The following is a 15,802-nucleotide window of genomic DNA, read 5'->3' on the forward strand; positions in this document are numbered from 1 at the left end:
GACGCACCACCAACAAGAACAACAGGTGAGGTCACACCATGGAAGCTCGCGTATCTGCCGCCTCAGCTTCGTCGCGCCCATGGTCTCCGGCGCCCGATGCCAGCGACATCGTCAAGGGCATCCACGCCATGCTGCATCCGCGCAACATCGTGCTGGTGGGCGCGACCGACAAGCCCGGCAACTACGCCGAGCGCATCTGGAACAATTTGGTCAAATACGGCTACGAGGGCGGGCTCTATCCGGTCAATGCCAAACGCGACGCCATCTGGGGTGTCCCCTGCTACAAGGACTTTGCAAGCCTCCCGGAAAAACCCGACCACGTGCTGGTGCTGGTGCCGGCGCGCTTTGCCGTGCAAGTGATCCGCGACGCCGCCGCGGCCGGCGCGCGCTCGGCCACCATCGTCACTTCGGGCTTCAGCGAGTTGCAGGATGAGGAAAGCCAGAAGCTCGCCGCCGAACTGCAAGCGGCCGTGCGCGAGACGGGATTGGCGGTCACCGGCCCGAACTGCCTCGGCAATTTGAGCGCGGGCGAAAAACTCTTCACCAATATCGACGACCGTATCGTCACCATGGAACAGGGCGCGGTGGCGATTGCCGGGCAATCCGGCGCCATCGTCATGGCGATCCGCCAAGCTTTGGAAGATCGCGGTGCCGGGGTCGGCTACATGGTGACGACCGGCAACGAGGCCGGGCTCGAGACGCCGGACCTGATGCGCTATTTCGCCGAGGATCCGAGCATCAAGGTGATCGTGGTCTACCTCGAAGGCGTACGCAACACCAAGGCATTCCGGGACGCCTGCAAGGCGGCGCGCGCCGCGAGCAAACCGGTGATCGCGCTCAAGCTCGGGGCCTCCGAGGGTGGTCGCGCGGCGGCGATGGCACACACCGGCGCGCTCGCGGGCTCGATCGAGACATTCGACGCCATTGCAACGCGCGAAGGGGTCATCAGGGTCGGCGGGCTCGACGAGTTGATCGAGACCACCGAATGCTTCGTCCATGCCGCTGTGCCCAGGGGGGACCGGCTCGCCGCAGTGACGCTATCCGGCGGCAAGCGCGGCATGCTGATCGACGCCTTCGATGCAGAAGGCCTGAATTTTGCACCACTCAGCTCGCATGTCCGCTCGGAGCTGGCAAAGATGCTCGGGCCGGGCTCGATCGTCGGCAACCCGCTCGACGCTGGCTTCGCCGCGGTGGTCGATCCCTCCGTCTACCTGAAATCGATCGGGCTGATGATCGACGACCCCGAAATCGACATCGTCATCATCGATGCCGAGCTGCCGAAAGCCCCGCACGAGCTGCGCGAGCGCAATCTGCGCATCGTCGACGAGATGGCGAGCCGGGCCGGCAAGCCGGTGATCTATATCAGCGCGATGTCGATCGGCTTCACCGAGTTCACCAAGACCTTGCGCAAGTCGCTGCCGCATCTTGCGGTGATGCAGGGCATGGACCGCGCGGTGACTGCGATCAAGTCGCTGCTCGACTACGCCAAGCTGCGCAAGGAAGTGCCCGATATCGTCTCGAGCTCGAAGCCGGCCGCGCGTGCCGTGCTTGAGAAGGCGCTGAAATCGGCAACGGGCGCCGCGCTCGACGAGGTCGCCTCGAAGAAGCTGCTGAAGGCCTATGGCATCCCGATCTCGAAGGAGGCAATCGCGCAGACGGCAGCCGAGGCCGTGAAGATCGCCAAGCAGATCGGTTTCCCGGTCGTGGCAAAAGTCGTCAGCGCCGAGATCCTGCACAAATCAGATATCGGCGGCGTGGTGCTGAATCTTACCAACCCGGCCGAAGTGAAGAAGGCGTTCGCCGACATCACCGCGCGGGTGAGCAGGCTGAAGGGCAAGCCGAAGCTCGACGGCATCCTGATCGCGCAACAGGTCAAGGCCGATCTGGAGCTCGTGGTCGGCGCCTCCCTCGATGCCGAGATGGGTCCGGTCGTGCTGTTCGGCACCGGCGGCATCGACATCGAGCTGATGAAGGACGTCGCGCTCGCCGGCGCGCCGCTGGACGAGGCTGAGGCCCGGCTCCTGATCGGCCGCACCAAAGCCGGTATCAAGATGCGCGGCTATCGCGGCAAGCCGGCTTTGCACGAGACCTCCGCAGTGAAGGCGCTGGTCGGCCTCTCCAACCTGATCGCGGATGCCGGCGACCGGATCGCCTCGATCGACGTCAATCCGTTCCTGATCAATGCCGGGACCGGCGTCGCCGTCGATGCCCTGATCGTGCTGAACAATGCTGCGGCCAAGCGCGCCGCCGGGCATTGAGACCGTAGGGCGGATTAACGCAGCGTAATCCGCCAAATCGCTCCACGGCCGCACGAGGCGTTGGCGGGTTACGCTTCGCTAACCCGCCCTACGTACCATTGCAGCTCCTTCCAACTTCCCTCGTTTGGCCGTAAAATCACCCTGCATGGCACGCGCGAGCAATCTGGTGATCGGAACGGCGACGCTGGCGGTGATCGCCGTGGCGTTCGGCGGCGTGCTCGGCGTGCAGAAATGGCGCACCCTCCAGAGCCGCAGCCAGTTGCGCGTCGTGTTCGAGGGCGGCTCGGCGAGCGGATTGCGCCGCGGCGGGCCGGTCAATTTCGACGGCGTCCCCGCAGGCCAGATCCTGTCGATCAAGCTGGACAATCCGCGCAAGGTCGTGGCCCTGGTGATGCTCGACAACTCCGCGCCGATCCGCAAGGACACCGTCGCGGGCATCGAGTTCCTCGGTCTTACCGGCGTCGCCGCGGTCTCGCTGATCGGCGGCGCGCCCTCCGCACCGCCAGTGCCGCTGGATTCGGACGGCGTCCCCGTGCTGACCGCCGATCTCAGCGACGCCGAATCAATCGTCGACACCCTGCACAGTGTCGACCGCACGATCGTCAGCAACGCCCCGGCGATCAAGGAGGGCCTGCGCACGTTCGAGAACTACACCGCCGATCTCAGGAGCAAGGGCGGCGAAATCGATTCCGTCATGGCCAAGGTCGACAGCGCCTTCGCGGGCTTCGACAAGGCGGTCACAAAGATCGAAGGCGTAGTGCCCGGCTTTGCCGACGGCAAGGCCGACGAGCTGTTCGAAAAGATCCAGGGATTGCACGAGCTCGCCGACACCATGAGAAAGAAATCGGCGAACTTCCTCGAAGACATCCGCCGATCGCTGCTCGACGTCAGCGAGGCCGCCAACAAGATGAGCGGGACATCCACGCCGGCCGCCGCTCCGCGACCGCCACGCAAGCCGGCGCAGCAGAAACGGTAGACCCTCATCACGCGGAGTGCATGACGCCGCCCTTGTCGGCGTAGGACCGTGTGGTTGATGCAGCCATGGCTCAGTAGTTGCTCGGTCCCGCTTCATTCGGGATGCCGTCGATCGGGCATTCGGCGGTCCCGGGCGTCGCGCGCGTCATCGCTTCGACCATGTCCCTTGTGCCTTCGGGATCCGCGATCCAGTTCCTGTAGAAATCATAGGGACAGGCCGCTACGCCGCGCGGGCTTTCGCCGGAATTGATCATGCCGGTGTAGCCGCGATGGACGAGCTTGTAGAGATGGTTCTGCGATTGGCCGTTGCGGCGCGCATCGCGGATCAGATGCTTCGACAACTGGGCATATTGAATGCCGTAGTCTTCCTCGCCGCACTCGCCGAGGGTGCGGCCGTCGAAGCCGATGATCGCGGAGTGACCGAAGTAGGAATAGACCCCGTCGAAGCCGGCGGCGTTGGCGACCGCGACATAGACGTTGTTGGCCCACGCCATGGCCTTCGAAATCAGGATCTGCTGCTCCTTGGCCGGATACATGTAGCCCTGGCAGCGTACAATCAATTCGGCCCCCTTCATGGCGCAGTCTCGCCAGATCTCCGGGAAGTTGCCGTCGTCGCAGATGATCAGGCTGACCTTCATCCCCTTCGGGCCGTCGGAGACATAGGTGCAGTTGCCGGGATACCAGCCCTCGATTGGCACCCACGGCATGATCTTGCGGTACTTCTGCACGATCTCGCCCTTGTCGTTCATCAGGATCAGGGTGTTGTAGGGCGCCTTGTTCGGATGCTCCTCGTGGCGTTCGCCCGTGAGCGAGAACACGCCCCAGACCTTGGCCTTGCGGCAAGCCTCCGCAAAAATCGCGGTCTCTTCACCGGGGACCGCGCAAGCGGTCTCATACATCTCCTTGGAGTCGTACATGATGCCCTGGGTGGAGTATTCCGGGAAAATCACCAGGTCCATGCCGGGAAGGCCGGTCTTCATGCCCACCACCATGTCGGCGATCTTGCGGGCGTTGTCGAGCACCTCGGCCTTGGTGTGCAGGCGCGGCATCTTGTAGTTGACCACCGCGACGCCGACGGTGTCGTTGCTGCTGGAGATGTCACCGTGAAGCATTTGAATTGCTCCTCTACTCTGTTTGAGATTGCCGCATGAATCAGTGACTGATCATCCAGGGCCGCGCGGTCGGGAAACCCTTCGCGCCGCTCCTGGTCTTGGTCACCAGCCGCGCCGGCTTTTTCTTGTCCGATGAGTTCATGTCCGAGGAGTTTCTTCCCGTCGAGCAGCAGCCGCAGCCGGGGCCATGCGAGGCCTTGTATTGCGCCAGCGTCTGCGGCGCGTGCGTGCTGCGCTCATTGACGGCGTGAGCCTTGCGCGTCTCCGACGGCATGCAGAAGAAGTTCGGGGCGGTCAGGATGACGCGCGGCGCCATGATTTCACATTGCGGACAAACCTGCGGATCGTCGCATTCGGCCATCGGGCGCAGATCCTTGAACGGACCGCAATCGTCACAGAGATATTCATAGACCGGCATCGCATCATCCCTACGCTGTTGTCTGTGAGAGAGTTCCGGCGAAGGATGCGGGGCGACAGCTACGCCGTCCCGCATCCCGTCGCGCAGGGATTACTTGTCCGGCGATATCGGCATCTGGATATCGCCCTTGATGTGCTTGATCGGACCCGCCGAGGACGGCATCACGTCGAAGTCGAAAATTTCCGTCGGCAGCCATAATGTGGCGCAGGCATTGGGCACGTCGACCACGCCAGAGATGTGGCCCTGAACCGGTGCGGTGCCAAGGATCGAATAGGCCTGGGCGCCGGAGTAGCCGAACTTCTTCAGGTACTCGATCGCATTCAGGCAGGCCTGGCGATAGGCGATGGTGACGTCGAGATAGTGCTGCTTGCCGGCTTCGTCAACCGAGATGCCTTCGAAGATCAGATAGTCCTTGTAGTTCGGCGTGATCGGCGACGGCTTGAAGATCGGATTCTTGACACCGTACTTCGCCATGCCGTCCTTGATCACCTCGACCTTCAGATGCAGCCAGCCGGCCATCTCGATCGCACCGCAGAAGGTGATCTCGCCGTCGCCCTGGCTGAAGTGCAGATCGCCCATCGAGAGACCGGCGCCGGGCACATAGACCGGGAAGTAGATCTTCGAGCCGCGCGAGAGATCCTTGATGTCGCAATTGCCGCCATGCTCGCGCGGCGGCACGGTGCGCGCGCCTTCCGCGCCGATCTTGTCCTTGACCTCGCCCTTGGCGCGGCCGCCATGAGCGGTCGGCGCGAACGGTGGATTGGCAAGGCCGGGCACACGAGTCGGATTGGTCGCTATCAGCTCGGCCTCGCGCTTGTTCCAGGTGTCCAGCATCTTCGGATCGGGCAGACAGCCGATCAGGCCGGGATGGATCAGGCCGGCGAAGTTGACGCCCGGAATATGCCGCGACGAGGTGTAGAGGCCCTTGATGTCCCAGATCGACTTCTGCGCCAGCGGGAAATGATCGGTGAGGAAGCCGCCGCCGTTCTGCTTGGAGAAGAAGCCGTTGAAGCCCCACATGCTCTCCTTCATCGGACCGACGTCGAGCAGGTCGACGACGAGGAGGTCGCCGGGCTCGGCGCCCTTGACGCCGATCGGGCCGGAGAGGAAGTGCACGATCGACAGATCGATGTCGCGCACGTCGTCGGCGGAATCGTTGTTCTTGATGAAGCCGCCGGTCCAGTCATAGGTCTCGATGATGAAGTCGTCGCCCGGATTGACCCAGGCCACGATCGGAATGTCTGGGTGCCAGCGGTTATGCACCATGTCATTTTCATAGGCCGACTTGGTGAGATCGACCTTGATCAGTGTCTCTGGCATCGAGAGGCTCCCCTTTTACACGGTTGGTTAGACGGACAGATATTTCGAGACCTGCGCGGCATCGACGGCGTCGCGCGGATCGTCGCGGACGATCTCGCCGTTCTCGATCACCAGCACACGGTCGGCGATATCGAGCGCGAAGCTCAGGACCTGCTCGGACACGACGATCGAAAGCCCCTTCTCGTCGCGGATGCGCTTGAGCGTGCGCGCCATCTCCTTGATGATCGACGGCTGGATGCCTTCGGTCGGCTCGTCCAGCAGCAGCACTTTTGGCTTGGTCGCCAGCGCGCGAGCGATCGCGAGTTGTTGCTGCTGGCCGCCGGAGAGATTGCCGCCACGGCGGTCCTTCATTTCCAGCAGCACCGGGAACAGTTCGTAGATGTCGCCGGGCACCTCGGTTCCGCCGGAGACCACGAGACCGGTCTCGATGTTCTCCTTCACCGTCATGGTTGAGAAGATCATGCGGCCCTGCGGCACATAGGCGAGGCCCTTGGCGACGCGCGCGTAGCTCGGCAAGGCACCGAGCTCGGCGCCGTCCATGGTCACCGAGCCGCTCTTCGCCGGCAGGATGCCCATCAGCGATTTCATGAGCGTGGTCTTGCCCATGCCGTTGCGGCCCATGATCGCCACGATCTCGTTGGGCGCGACCTTGACGTTGAGCCCGTGCAGCACCTCGCTCTGGCCATAGGCGACGTGAAGATCGGAAATTGCCAGCATGATCGCTCCCTAAATCAGCATGAATTCTGGTGAGGCCGCTCTGCCGTGAACTTTCTCCCTTCTCCCTTGTGGGAGAAGGTGGCGCGGGCGAAGTCCGCGATGGATGAGGGGTCTGCGTCCGCGAAGGCGAGAGGCAGTTTGAGCTGCGGAGAGATACCCCTCACCCGGATCGCTTGGGCGATCCGACCTCTCCCACAGGGGGAGAGGTGCACTGTCATTGCCGCAACAGACTGGCCCGAATTCGTCATATCTCAGTGCCCCAGATAGACTTCAATGACCTTGGGGTCGTTCTTCACCTTATCCATGGTCCCTTCCGAGAGGATCTGGCCCTGGTGAAGCACGGTGACCTTGTGCGCGATGTCCTCGACGAACTTCATGTCGTGCTCGATCACCAGCACCGAGCGGTTCTTGATGATGCGGTTGAGCAGCTCGGCGGTCTTGGCGCGCTCGGACACGCTCATGCCGGCGACGGGTTCGTCCAGCATCAGCAGGTCCGGGTCCTGGATCAGCAGCATGCCGATCTCGAGCCATTGCTTCTGGCCATGGCTGAGCTCAGAGGCATAGGTGTTGAGCTTGTCCTTGAGGAAGATCATCTCGGCGACCTCCGCGACGCGTGACTTCACCGGCTGGTCGCGCTGGAAGGTGAGCGAGCCGAACACGGTGCGGCCGCGCGGAAACGAAATCTCGAGATTCTCGAACACGGTGAGGTCTTCGAACACCGACGGCGTCTGGAACTTGCGGCCGACGCCGGCCTTGACGATCTCGTTCTCCTTGAGCTTGGTCAGCTCGGTGCCGCGAAACTGGATCGAGCCTTCGGTCGCTTTGGTCTTGCCGCAGATCAGGTCGAGCACCGTCGTTTTGCCGGCCCCGTTGGGGCCGATGATGACGCGGATCTCGTTCTCCTCGACGTAAAACGAGAGATCGTTGACGGCCTTGAAGCCGTCGAAGGAAACGGTCAGTCCGGAGACCGCGAGCAGGAATTCCTTCGGCTGATGTCCAACAAGCATGATGGTCTCCTCACTCTGCCGGTGCGCCATCGGCAACCGAATTGTCGCTCCAGCCCGGCTTCTTGCGCGAGGTGAACAGGCGGTCGATGCGCGGCTGCACATAGTCGGCCCAGAGCCCCGACAGGCCGTTCGGGAAAGCGAGCACGACGGCGATGAACAGCGCGCCGAGACCGAACAGCCAGAGTTGCGGGAAGGACTCCGACAGGCTGGTCTTGGCGAAATTCACCAGAATGGCTCCCCATATCGCGCCGAAGATCGACATCCGTCCGCCGACCGCGGTGTAGATCACCATCTCGATCGACGGCACGATGCCGACAAAGGACGGGGACATGAAACCGACATTGAGTGCGAACATGGCCCCGCCGATCGCGGCGAAGACCGCGGCCATGCAGAACGCAAAGATCTTGAAGTTGGCGACGCTGTAGCCGGAGAAGCGGACGCGGTCCTCCTGTTCGCGCATCGCCACCAGGATGCGGCCGAGCTTGGTCAGGCGTATGAACTGCGCGATGCCGATGCAGGCGAACAGCAGCACCACTTCGACGAAGTACAGGATGACCTTGGCGTGGTCGGGCCTTATGTCCCAACCCTTGAGGGTGCGCAGGTCGGTCATGCCGTTGATGCCGCCGGTGTAGCCCTGCTGGCCCACGATCAGGATGGTGAGGATGGCCGCCACCGCCTGGGTGATGATGGCAAAGTAGGTGCCGCCGACGCGGCGCTTGAACATCGCAGTGCCGATGATCAGCGCGAAGATGCCGGGGACCAGGATGATGGCGAGGATGGTGAAGGTGAGACTGTGAAACGGTTGCCAGAACAGTGGCAGTGACGTGATCTGATTCCAGTCCATGAAGTCCGGGATGCCTGGCGTCGACTGGATCTTGGTATTCTCGACGCTGGAGGCCTCCAGCTTGAGGAACATCGCCATGCAATAGCCGCCGAGGCCGAAGAACACGCCTTGCCCCAGACTGAGAATGCCGCCGTAGCCCCAGCACAGCACGAGACCGAGCGCGACGAAGGCGTAGGTCAGATATTTTGCGACGAGGTTGAGACGGAACACATCCAGCGAGAGCGGCAGGATCACGAACAGCACAACGGCCAGCACGAGGAAGCCCATGAGCTCGGATCGATTGAAGAAGCGTGAGTTGATGACCATGACTTGCCTGCTTCTTGTTATTTGCGGACCTTGAGGGCGAAGAGACCCTGCGGCCGCAGCATCAGGATTCCGACAACGGCAAGCAGCGTCAGCACCTTGGCCATCGAGCCCGACAGGAAGAACTCGAGGGTGGATTGGGTCTGCGAGATCGAGAAGGCCGATGCGATGGTGCCGAGCAGGCTTGCCGCGCCGCCGAACACGACCACCAGGAACGTATCGACGATGTAAAGCTGTCCGGAGGTCGGCCCGGTCGAGCCGATCATGGTGAAGGCGCTCCCGGCGACACCGGCAATGCCGCAACCGAGGCCGAAAGTGTAGCGATCCACCTTTTCGGTGTTGATGCCGACGGCACCGGCCATGATGCGGTTCTGCACGACGGCGCGCACCTGCCGACCCCAGCGCGATTTGTACATCACGTAGGCAACACCGACGGTGATCAGGACGGTGAGGCACATCACGAAGACGCCGTTGATCGGCACTTCGATGCTGTCGGTTACGTGCAGCGAGCCAAGCATCCATTGCGGCAGCTCGACGCCGACCTCGCGCGCGCCGAACACGGAGCGATAGGCCTGTTGCAGGATCAGGCTGAGGCCCCAGGTCGCAAGCAGCGTGTCGAGCGGGCGCTTGTAGAGATGCCGTATCAGCACCCATTCCACCAGCATCCCCAACGCACCGGATGCGATAAAGGCCAGGATCATCGCGAGGAAGAAGTAGCCGCTGAACAGGCTCGGCAAATAGGATTGGAAGAAACTCGAGGTCATCCAGGTGACGTAGGCCCCAAGGATCATGAACTCGCCATGGGCCATGTTGATGACGCCCATCTGGCCGAAGATGATCGCAAGACCGAGCGCCATCAGGACGTAGACGGAGAACAGGATCAGTCCTGCAAAGCCCTGCATGACGAAGATGGAGCCAAGGTCACCAAGCGAGTAGTCGCCGAACATCGATGTCCTCCGTCGGGAAAGGGTCCCGCGTCGCGAGCAGGTTCGCGACGCGGGGGTCTTGGGCGTGGATTTGCGGTCCACGCCAGGGAGAGGGTTTGCCTGAGAGGGAAACGGCGGCGAACGCCGTGACTGACTGGTAGCTCTGGTCTTACTGGTAACCCTTGGGGAACGGATCCGGCTCGACCAGATCGGCGGTCTCGTAGATCAGCTCGAACTGGCCATCGAGCTTGGCGCGCCCCACCCGGGTCTTCGACCAGAGGTGATGATTTTCGTGGATGCGCACATAGCCTTCCGGAGCGCCCTTGAACTCGATGCCTGGCGACGCCGCCGCGATCTTGTCGATGTCGAAGGAGCCCGCCTTCTCCACTGTCAACTTCCACAGCCACGGGCCGAGATAGGCAGCCTGGGTGACGTCTCCGATCACGGTCTTCTCGCCCCACATCTTCTTGAACGCCGGGACGAAGGTCTTGTTGTTGGGATTGTCGAGCGACTGGAAGTACTTCATGCAGGCATAGGCGCCCGCGATGTTCTCGCCGCCGATGCCGTCGATCTCGTCTTCCGTCACCGAGATCGTCAGCAGCGCCTGCTTGGAGAGGTCGATGCCGGCGGCCTTGAGCTGCTTGTAGAACGCGACGTTCGAGCCGCCGACAACGTCGGTGAAGATCACGTCGGGCTTGGTCAGCTTGATCTTGTTGATGACCGAATTGAATTGGGTATTGCCGAGCGGATAATACTCTTCGCCGACAACCTTGCCCTTCAGCACGTTCTCGACATGCTTGCGCGCGATCTTGTTCGAGGTGCGCGGCCAGATGTAGTCGGAGCCGATGAAGAAGAACGACTTCGCACCCTTCTCCTTGGCGATCCAATTCAGGCCGGCGAGGATCTGCTGAGTGGCTTCCTGGCCGGTGTAGATCACGTTCTTGGACTGCTCGAGACCTTCATAGAAGGTCGGGTAATAGAGCATGCCGTTGTACTGCTCCATGACCGGCAGCACGGCCTTGCGGGACGCCGAGGTCCAGCAGCCCATGATCGCCGCGACCTTGTCGTTGACCAGCAATTTCTTGGCCTTTTCGGCAAAGGTCGGCCAATCGCTGGCGCCGTCTTCCTGGATGAACTTGATCTTGCGCCCGAGCACGCCGCCCATGGCGTTGATCTGCTCGATGGCGAGCTTTTCGGCTTCGATCGAGCCGGTCTCGGAGATCGCCATGGTGCCGGTCGCCGAATGCAGGATGCCGACCGTCACCTCGGTGTCGGTGACCGCGACACCCGTGGTATTGACCGCCGAGGTCGCCGGGGCCTGCGCAAAAGATGCTCGCGGTAGCAGGGTGATGGCCGGCACGGCCGCCATTCCCATCAATAATTTGCGCCGGAGCGGCGATAACAGGCCCTTGTTCGCTTCGTCTGACATGAGCACCCCACTGTTGTTCGAGGACACGCGATTGGTGCCGTGAGGATGGCTCGAATTTGTGCACTGCAAGCATACGCAAGATCGCGTATACTGCACCGCAAAATGACGACGTAGGCTTTTGGTACAGGTTTTGCGAGGGATGCGGGAGTTCGGGAGTGGGGGTTAAGTGGCAGGGCGGCAGCGGATAGATCGCGTCAGGCGCCAGTACAACCAATGGGTCGCCAACCAGACGCTGGAAGACTACGCGCTGCGCTTCACCGCCAAGAGCGCGCGCCGGTGGTCCGCCGCCCGCGTCGCCAACACCGCACTGGGCGCCATCTCCTTTCTCGCTCTGGAGGCGATCGGCGGCACCATCACCCTGAACTACGGTGTTACCAACGCCACCGCCGCGATCCTCGTCGTCTCCGCCATCATCTTCTGCTGCGGCGTTCCGATTGCCTATTATGCCGCCAAATGCGGCATCGACATTGACCTGCTCACCCGCGGCGCCGGCTTTGGTTATATCGGCTCGACCGTCACCTCGCTCATCTACGCCTCCTTCACCTTCATCTTCTTCGCGATCGAAGCGGTGATCCTGGCCACGGCGCTCGAGATGTGCTTCGGCATTCCGCGCCCGATCGGCTATCTCATCAGCGCCGTCGCAATCATCCCGCTTGTCACCTACGGCATCACGCTGATCAGCCGCTTCCAGCTCTGGACGCAGCCGATCTGGATCATCCTGCACATCCTGCCCTTCGCGGCGATCGCCTGGGCCAATCCTTACTCATTCACGGAGTGGCGGAAATTCGCCGGCGAGCACGGCGACCCCAGCGGACATTTCGATCTGCTGCTGTTCGGTGTCGCATCTTCCGTGGTGTTTTCGCTGGTGGCCCAGATCGGCGAGCAGGTCGACTTCCTCAGGTTCCTGCCGCGCGACCGCCGCACCTCGCGAACGTCGTGGTGGGCCGCCCTGCTGATCGCGGGCCCCGGCTGGATCATCTTCGGCGCGCTGAAATTGCTGCTGGGCTCGTTTCTCGCCTTCTTCGCGCTGAGCCACGGTCTCTCCAGCGAGCTGGCGGCCGAGCCGGCGCACATGTATCTCGAAGCGTTTCGCTACGTGCTGTCGCAGCCGGACATGGCCCTGGCACTCACCGGCGCGTTCGTGATCCTGTCGCAGCTCAAGATCAACGTCACCAACGCCTATGCAGGCTCGATCGCCTGGTCGAACTTCTTCTCGCGTCTGACACATAGCCATCCCGGCCGGGTCGTCTGGCTGGTGTTCAACGTGATGGTGGCGCTGCTGCTGATGGAGATCGGCGTCTACAAGGCCTTGGAGCAGACGCTCGCGCTCTACTCCAATGTCGCGATCGCCTGGGTCGGGGCGCTGGTGTCCGATCTCGTGGTCAACAAGCCGCTCGGCCTGCGCCCACCGCAGATGGAGTTCAAGCGCGCCCATCTCTACGACATTAACCCGGTCGGCGTCGGCGCGATGACGATCGCGACCATCGTCTCGATCGCGGCATTCTACGGCCTGTTCGGCTCGACCATGAAAGCGCTCGCGGCCTTCGTCGCGCTGACGGTCGCCTTCGTCACCGCGCCCGTCATCGCCTGGCTCACTGACGGTAAATACTACATCGCGCGCAAGCCGAAGAGGAGCTGGGCCAATATCGAATCGATCCAGTGCTGCATCTGCGAGCACCATTTCGAGCCGGAGGACATGACCTCCTGTCCTGCCTATGCCGGCCCGATCTGCTCGCTATGCTGCTCGCTCGACGCGCGCTGCCATGATTTGTGCAAACCGCATGCGCGGGCGCAGGTGCAGTTCGCCGACGCGCTCGCCAGGATCCTGCCGCAGTCGATCTATCAGCGGATCAATTCGCAGTTCGGCCACTACATCGGTGTGTTCGTGGTCTCCGCGGGCCTCGTCGCGCTGGTGCTGGGGCTGATCTACCTCCAGACCTCGGTCAGCGTGCCAGGCGAGAACATGCTCGTCTCCAACGTGCTCTGGAAGGTGTTCTTCTCGCTCAGCATCATCATCGGGGTCGTGGCTTGGCTGTTCGTGCTGGCGCAGCAGAGCCGACGGGCCGCCGAGGCCGAGACCCGGCGCCAGACCACGCTGCTGATCCAGGAGATCGATGCCCACAAGCGCACCGACGCAGAGCTCCAGCGCGCCAAGGAAATCGCCGAATCCGCCAACCTCGCCAAGAGCCGCTACGTGGTGGGCCTGAGCCACGAGCTGCGCTCGCCGCTCAATGCGATCAGCGGCTATGCCCAACTCCTGGAGCAGGACACCACGCTCAACACCAAGCCGCGCGACCAGGTCCGCGTCGTCCGCCGCAGCGCCGATCACCTCTCCGGCCTGATCGACGGCATTCTGGACATCTCCAAGATCGAGGCGGGGCGGCTGTACCTGTCGCGCGACGAGGTGCGCTTGACCGAATTCCTCGACCAGCTCGTCGGCATGTTCCGCCTTCAGGCCGCCGCCAAGAGCATCGACTTCGTGTTCAGGCGTCCGGCGCATTTACCGATCGTGGTCTATGCCGACGAAAAGCGGCTGCGCCAGGTGCTGATCAATCTGCTGTCCAACGCGATCAAATTCACCCAGACCGGCAGTGTGCAGTTCGTGGTGCACTATCGCAGCCCGGTCGCGGAGTTCGAGGTGATCGACACCGGCCCCGGCATCCAGGGCGACGATCTCGAACGCATCTTCGCACCGTTCGAGCGCGGCGCGCTCGGTGTCTCGCAGCCACAGACCGGCACCGGACTGGGCTTGACCATCAGCCGGCTGCTCGCCGGCGTCATGGGCGGCGACATCAAGGTCTTGAGCACGGTCGGCAGCGGCAGCACGTTCAAGGTCAAGATGCTGCTCTCGGAAGTCACCAATCCGCAGCGCATTGCGCCGGTGGAGGCCCCGATCTCCGGCTATCACGGCACGCGCAAGACCATCCTCATTACCGACGACGATCCCGTGCATCGCGACCTCCTGCGCGAGGTGTTGACACCACTCGGCTTCATCCTGCTCAGCGCGCCCGACGGACCTGGTTGCCTGGCACTGGCCCAGCACTGCCGGCCCGATCTGTTCCTGCTCGACATCTCCATGCCTGGCATGGATGGCTGGACGGTCGCGGAGACGCTACGCGCCAGCGGCCACCATCAGGCGCGGATCCTGATGGTGTCGGCCAGCGCGCTCGAGGCCCACGGCACACCGCTGGCACAGCCTTTCCACGACGGTTATCTGATGAAGCCGATCGACATTCCCAAGCTTTTGGAAAGCATCCGCCAGCTTCTGAAGATCGAATGGCAATACGGCTCGGAGGAGATCGCCGTGCCGCTGTGGCGGCCCGAAAGCGGCTCGCGGCCGCCTGTCCAACACATCGAGGCGCTGATCGGGCTTGGTCAGATCGGCTACGTCAAGGCTATCCAGTTGAAGCTGGACGAGATCGGCAGCGAGCACCCTGAACATGCCGACTTCGTCGCGGAAATGCGGTCGCTGATCGACCGCTTCGATCTCGACCAGTACATGGCCACATTGAAGACGTTGCATGCGTATGAGCACTGAGTCGAAAAAGCGCGACGTCGCGCTCGTTGTCGACGACTCCCCGGAGACGCTGCGGCTGCTCACCGACGCGCTCGACAGCGCCGGGATGACGGTGATGGTGGCGCTCGACGGCGCGGCCGCGATGCGCATCGTCGACCAGATCACGCCTGACATCGTGCTGCTCGACGCGGTGATGCCGGGCATGGACGGGTTCGAGACCTGCCGCCGCCTCAAGCGTGATGCGGGCCTTGCCAATGTCCCGGTGATCTTCATGACGGGGCTCGCCGAGACCGAGCACATCGTGCGCGGGCTGGAGGCCGGCGGCGTCGACTACGTGACGAAGCCGATCGTGATCGAGGAGATGCTGGCGCGCATCCGCGTTCATCTCGGCAATGCGCGGCTGACGCAAAGCGCACGCGCTGCGCTCGACGTCTCGGGCCGATTCCTGTTCGCGGTCAACCGCCAGGGCAAATTATTGTGGGCGACCCCGCAGGCGCAGAAGCTGCTGGCGGACCACCACGGCGCGCAGGCCGACGACGATTTCGTCCTGCCGGTATCATTGCTGCAATGGCTGGAGCAGGCCAAGGGCAAGGGCAGCTCGAAGTCTCAGGCCGCGTCCCTGCCCGACAATCCTCAACTCCGGTTGTACTACATGGGCGAGACCGCGCCGAACGAGTTCCTGCTGCGGCTGTCCAGGGAGTCCGGCACCGCGCCGCCACCCGAATTCACCAGCGAGCTTGGCCTCACCACCCGCGAAGGCGAGGTGCTGGCCTGGCTCAGCAAGGGCAAGACCAACCGCGACATCGCGCAGATCTTGGGCTTGAGCCCGCGCACGGTCGACAAGCATCTCGAGCAGATCTACTCCAAGCTTGGGGTCGAGAACCGGACTGCGGCTGCGGCGATTGCAACGAATGCAACAAGAAGGAATTCCTGACCCCCCCCACCGCCGTCGTCCTGGACAAGCGCAGCGAAGCGG

General features: G+C 62.8%; 12 protein-coding genes. 4 read left to right on the forward strand and 8 right to left on the reverse strand.

Annotated elements, in window-relative coordinates:
• The first annotated feature begins 38 nt into the window (after positions 1 to 38).
• Both ABIB80_RS02950 and ABIB80_RS02955 read left to right on the forward strand, forming a co-directional pair.
• Positions 39 to 2,258, forward strand: a complete 2,220-nt coding sequence (locus ABIB80_RS02950) for an acetate--CoA ligase family protein (RefSeq protein WP_354127072.1) — start codon at positions 39 to 41, stop codon at positions 2,256 to 2,258.
• A 145-nt stretch (positions 2,259 to 2,403) separates the two neighbouring features.
• Positions 2,404 to 3,234 (forward strand): MlaD family protein, encoded by an 831-nt coding sequence (locus ABIB80_RS02955; protein WP_354127073.1) that lies wholly within the window; start codon positions 2,404 to 2,406, stop codon positions 3,232 to 3,234.
• A 70-nt stretch (positions 3,235 to 3,304) separates the two neighbouring features.
• Here ABIB80_RS02955 and ABIB80_RS02960 read toward each other — a convergent pair whose 3' ends face one another.
• From ABIB80_RS02960 to urtA, 8 genes are all read right to left on the reverse strand, one after another.
• Positions 3,305 to 4,345: an aliphatic amidase gene (locus ABIB80_RS02960; RefSeq protein WP_007598069.1), complete on the reverse strand. Its 1,041-nt coding sequence runs from the start codon at positions 4,343 to 4,345 to the stop codon at positions 3,305 to 3,307.
• 40 nt (positions 4,346 to 4,385) lie between these two features.
• Positions 4,386 to 4,763 (reverse strand): FmdB family zinc ribbon protein, encoded by a 378-nt coding sequence (locus ABIB80_RS02965; RefSeq protein WP_007598070.1) that lies wholly within the window; start codon positions 4,761 to 4,763, stop codon positions 4,386 to 4,388.
• Between the two features lie 90 nt (positions 4,764 to 4,853).
• Positions 4,854 to 6,083 carry a formamidase gene (gene fmdA / locus ABIB80_RS02970; RefSeq protein WP_007598072.1) on the reverse strand — a complete coding sequence of 410 codons (1,230 nt, stop codon included), beginning with the start codon at positions 6,081 to 6,083 and terminating at the stop codon, positions 4,854 to 4,856.
• Between the two features lie 27 nt (positions 6,084 to 6,110).
• On the reverse strand, positions 6,111 to 6,800 hold the full coding sequence (urtE, locus tag ABIB80_RS02975) for an urea ABC transporter ATP-binding subunit UrtE (RefSeq protein WP_007598073.1): 690 nt from the start codon (positions 6,798 to 6,800) through the stop codon (positions 6,111 to 6,113).
• A 251-nt stretch (positions 6,801 to 7,051) separates the two neighbouring features.
• A complete protein-coding gene (urtD, locus tag ABIB80_RS02980; RefSeq protein ID WP_007598075.1) occupies positions 7,052 to 7,807 on the reverse strand; it encodes an urea ABC transporter ATP-binding protein UrtD in 756 nt (251 codons plus the stop codon).
• Positions 7,808 to 7,817: 10 nt separating this feature from the next.
• Positions 7,818 to 8,957 (reverse strand): urea ABC transporter permease subunit UrtC, encoded by a 1,140-nt coding sequence (urtC, locus tag ABIB80_RS02985; RefSeq protein WP_007598077.1) that lies wholly within the window; start codon positions 8,955 to 8,957, stop codon positions 7,818 to 7,820.
• Positions 8,958 to 8,974: 17 nt separating this feature from the next.
• The gene (gene urtB, locus ABIB80_RS02990; protein WP_007598078.1) at positions 8,975 to 9,901 is read right to left on the reverse strand and encodes an urea ABC transporter permease subunit UrtB; all 927 of its coding nucleotides are present in this window, start codon (positions 9,899 to 9,901) and stop codon (positions 8,975 to 8,977) included.
• Between the two features lie 148 nt (positions 9,902 to 10,049).
• Positions 10,050 to 11,309 carry an urea ABC transporter substrate-binding protein gene (urtA, locus tag ABIB80_RS02995; protein WP_354127074.1) on the reverse strand — a complete coding sequence of 420 codons (1,260 nt, stop codon included), beginning with the start codon at positions 11,307 to 11,309 and terminating at the stop codon, positions 10,050 to 10,052.
• A 166-nt stretch (positions 11,310 to 11,475) separates the two neighbouring features.
• Between urtA and ABIB80_RS03000 the strand changes: the two genes are divergently transcribed.
• Entirely contained in the window at positions 11,476 to 14,847 is a 3,372-nt protein-coding gene (locus ABIB80_RS03000) for a hybrid sensor histidine kinase/response regulator (RefSeq protein WP_007598080.1), read from the forward strand.
• Complete coding sequence (locus ABIB80_RS03005; protein ID WP_007598081.1) at positions 14,831 to 15,760, forward strand: response regulator; 930 nt, start codon at positions 14,831 to 14,833, stop codon at positions 15,758 to 15,760. The genes ABIB80_RS03000 and ABIB80_RS03005 overlap by 17 nt, the downstream gene beginning before the upstream one ends.
• Positions 15,761 to 15,802 lie beyond the last annotated feature (42 nt).

Origin of the sequence: Bradyrhizobium sp. i1.15.2, from assembly GCF_040548425.1 — a bacterium.
GTDB classification, from domain to species: domain Bacteria; phylum Pseudomonadota; class Alphaproteobacteria; order Rhizobiales; family Xanthobacteraceae; genus Bradyrhizobium; species Bradyrhizobium canariense.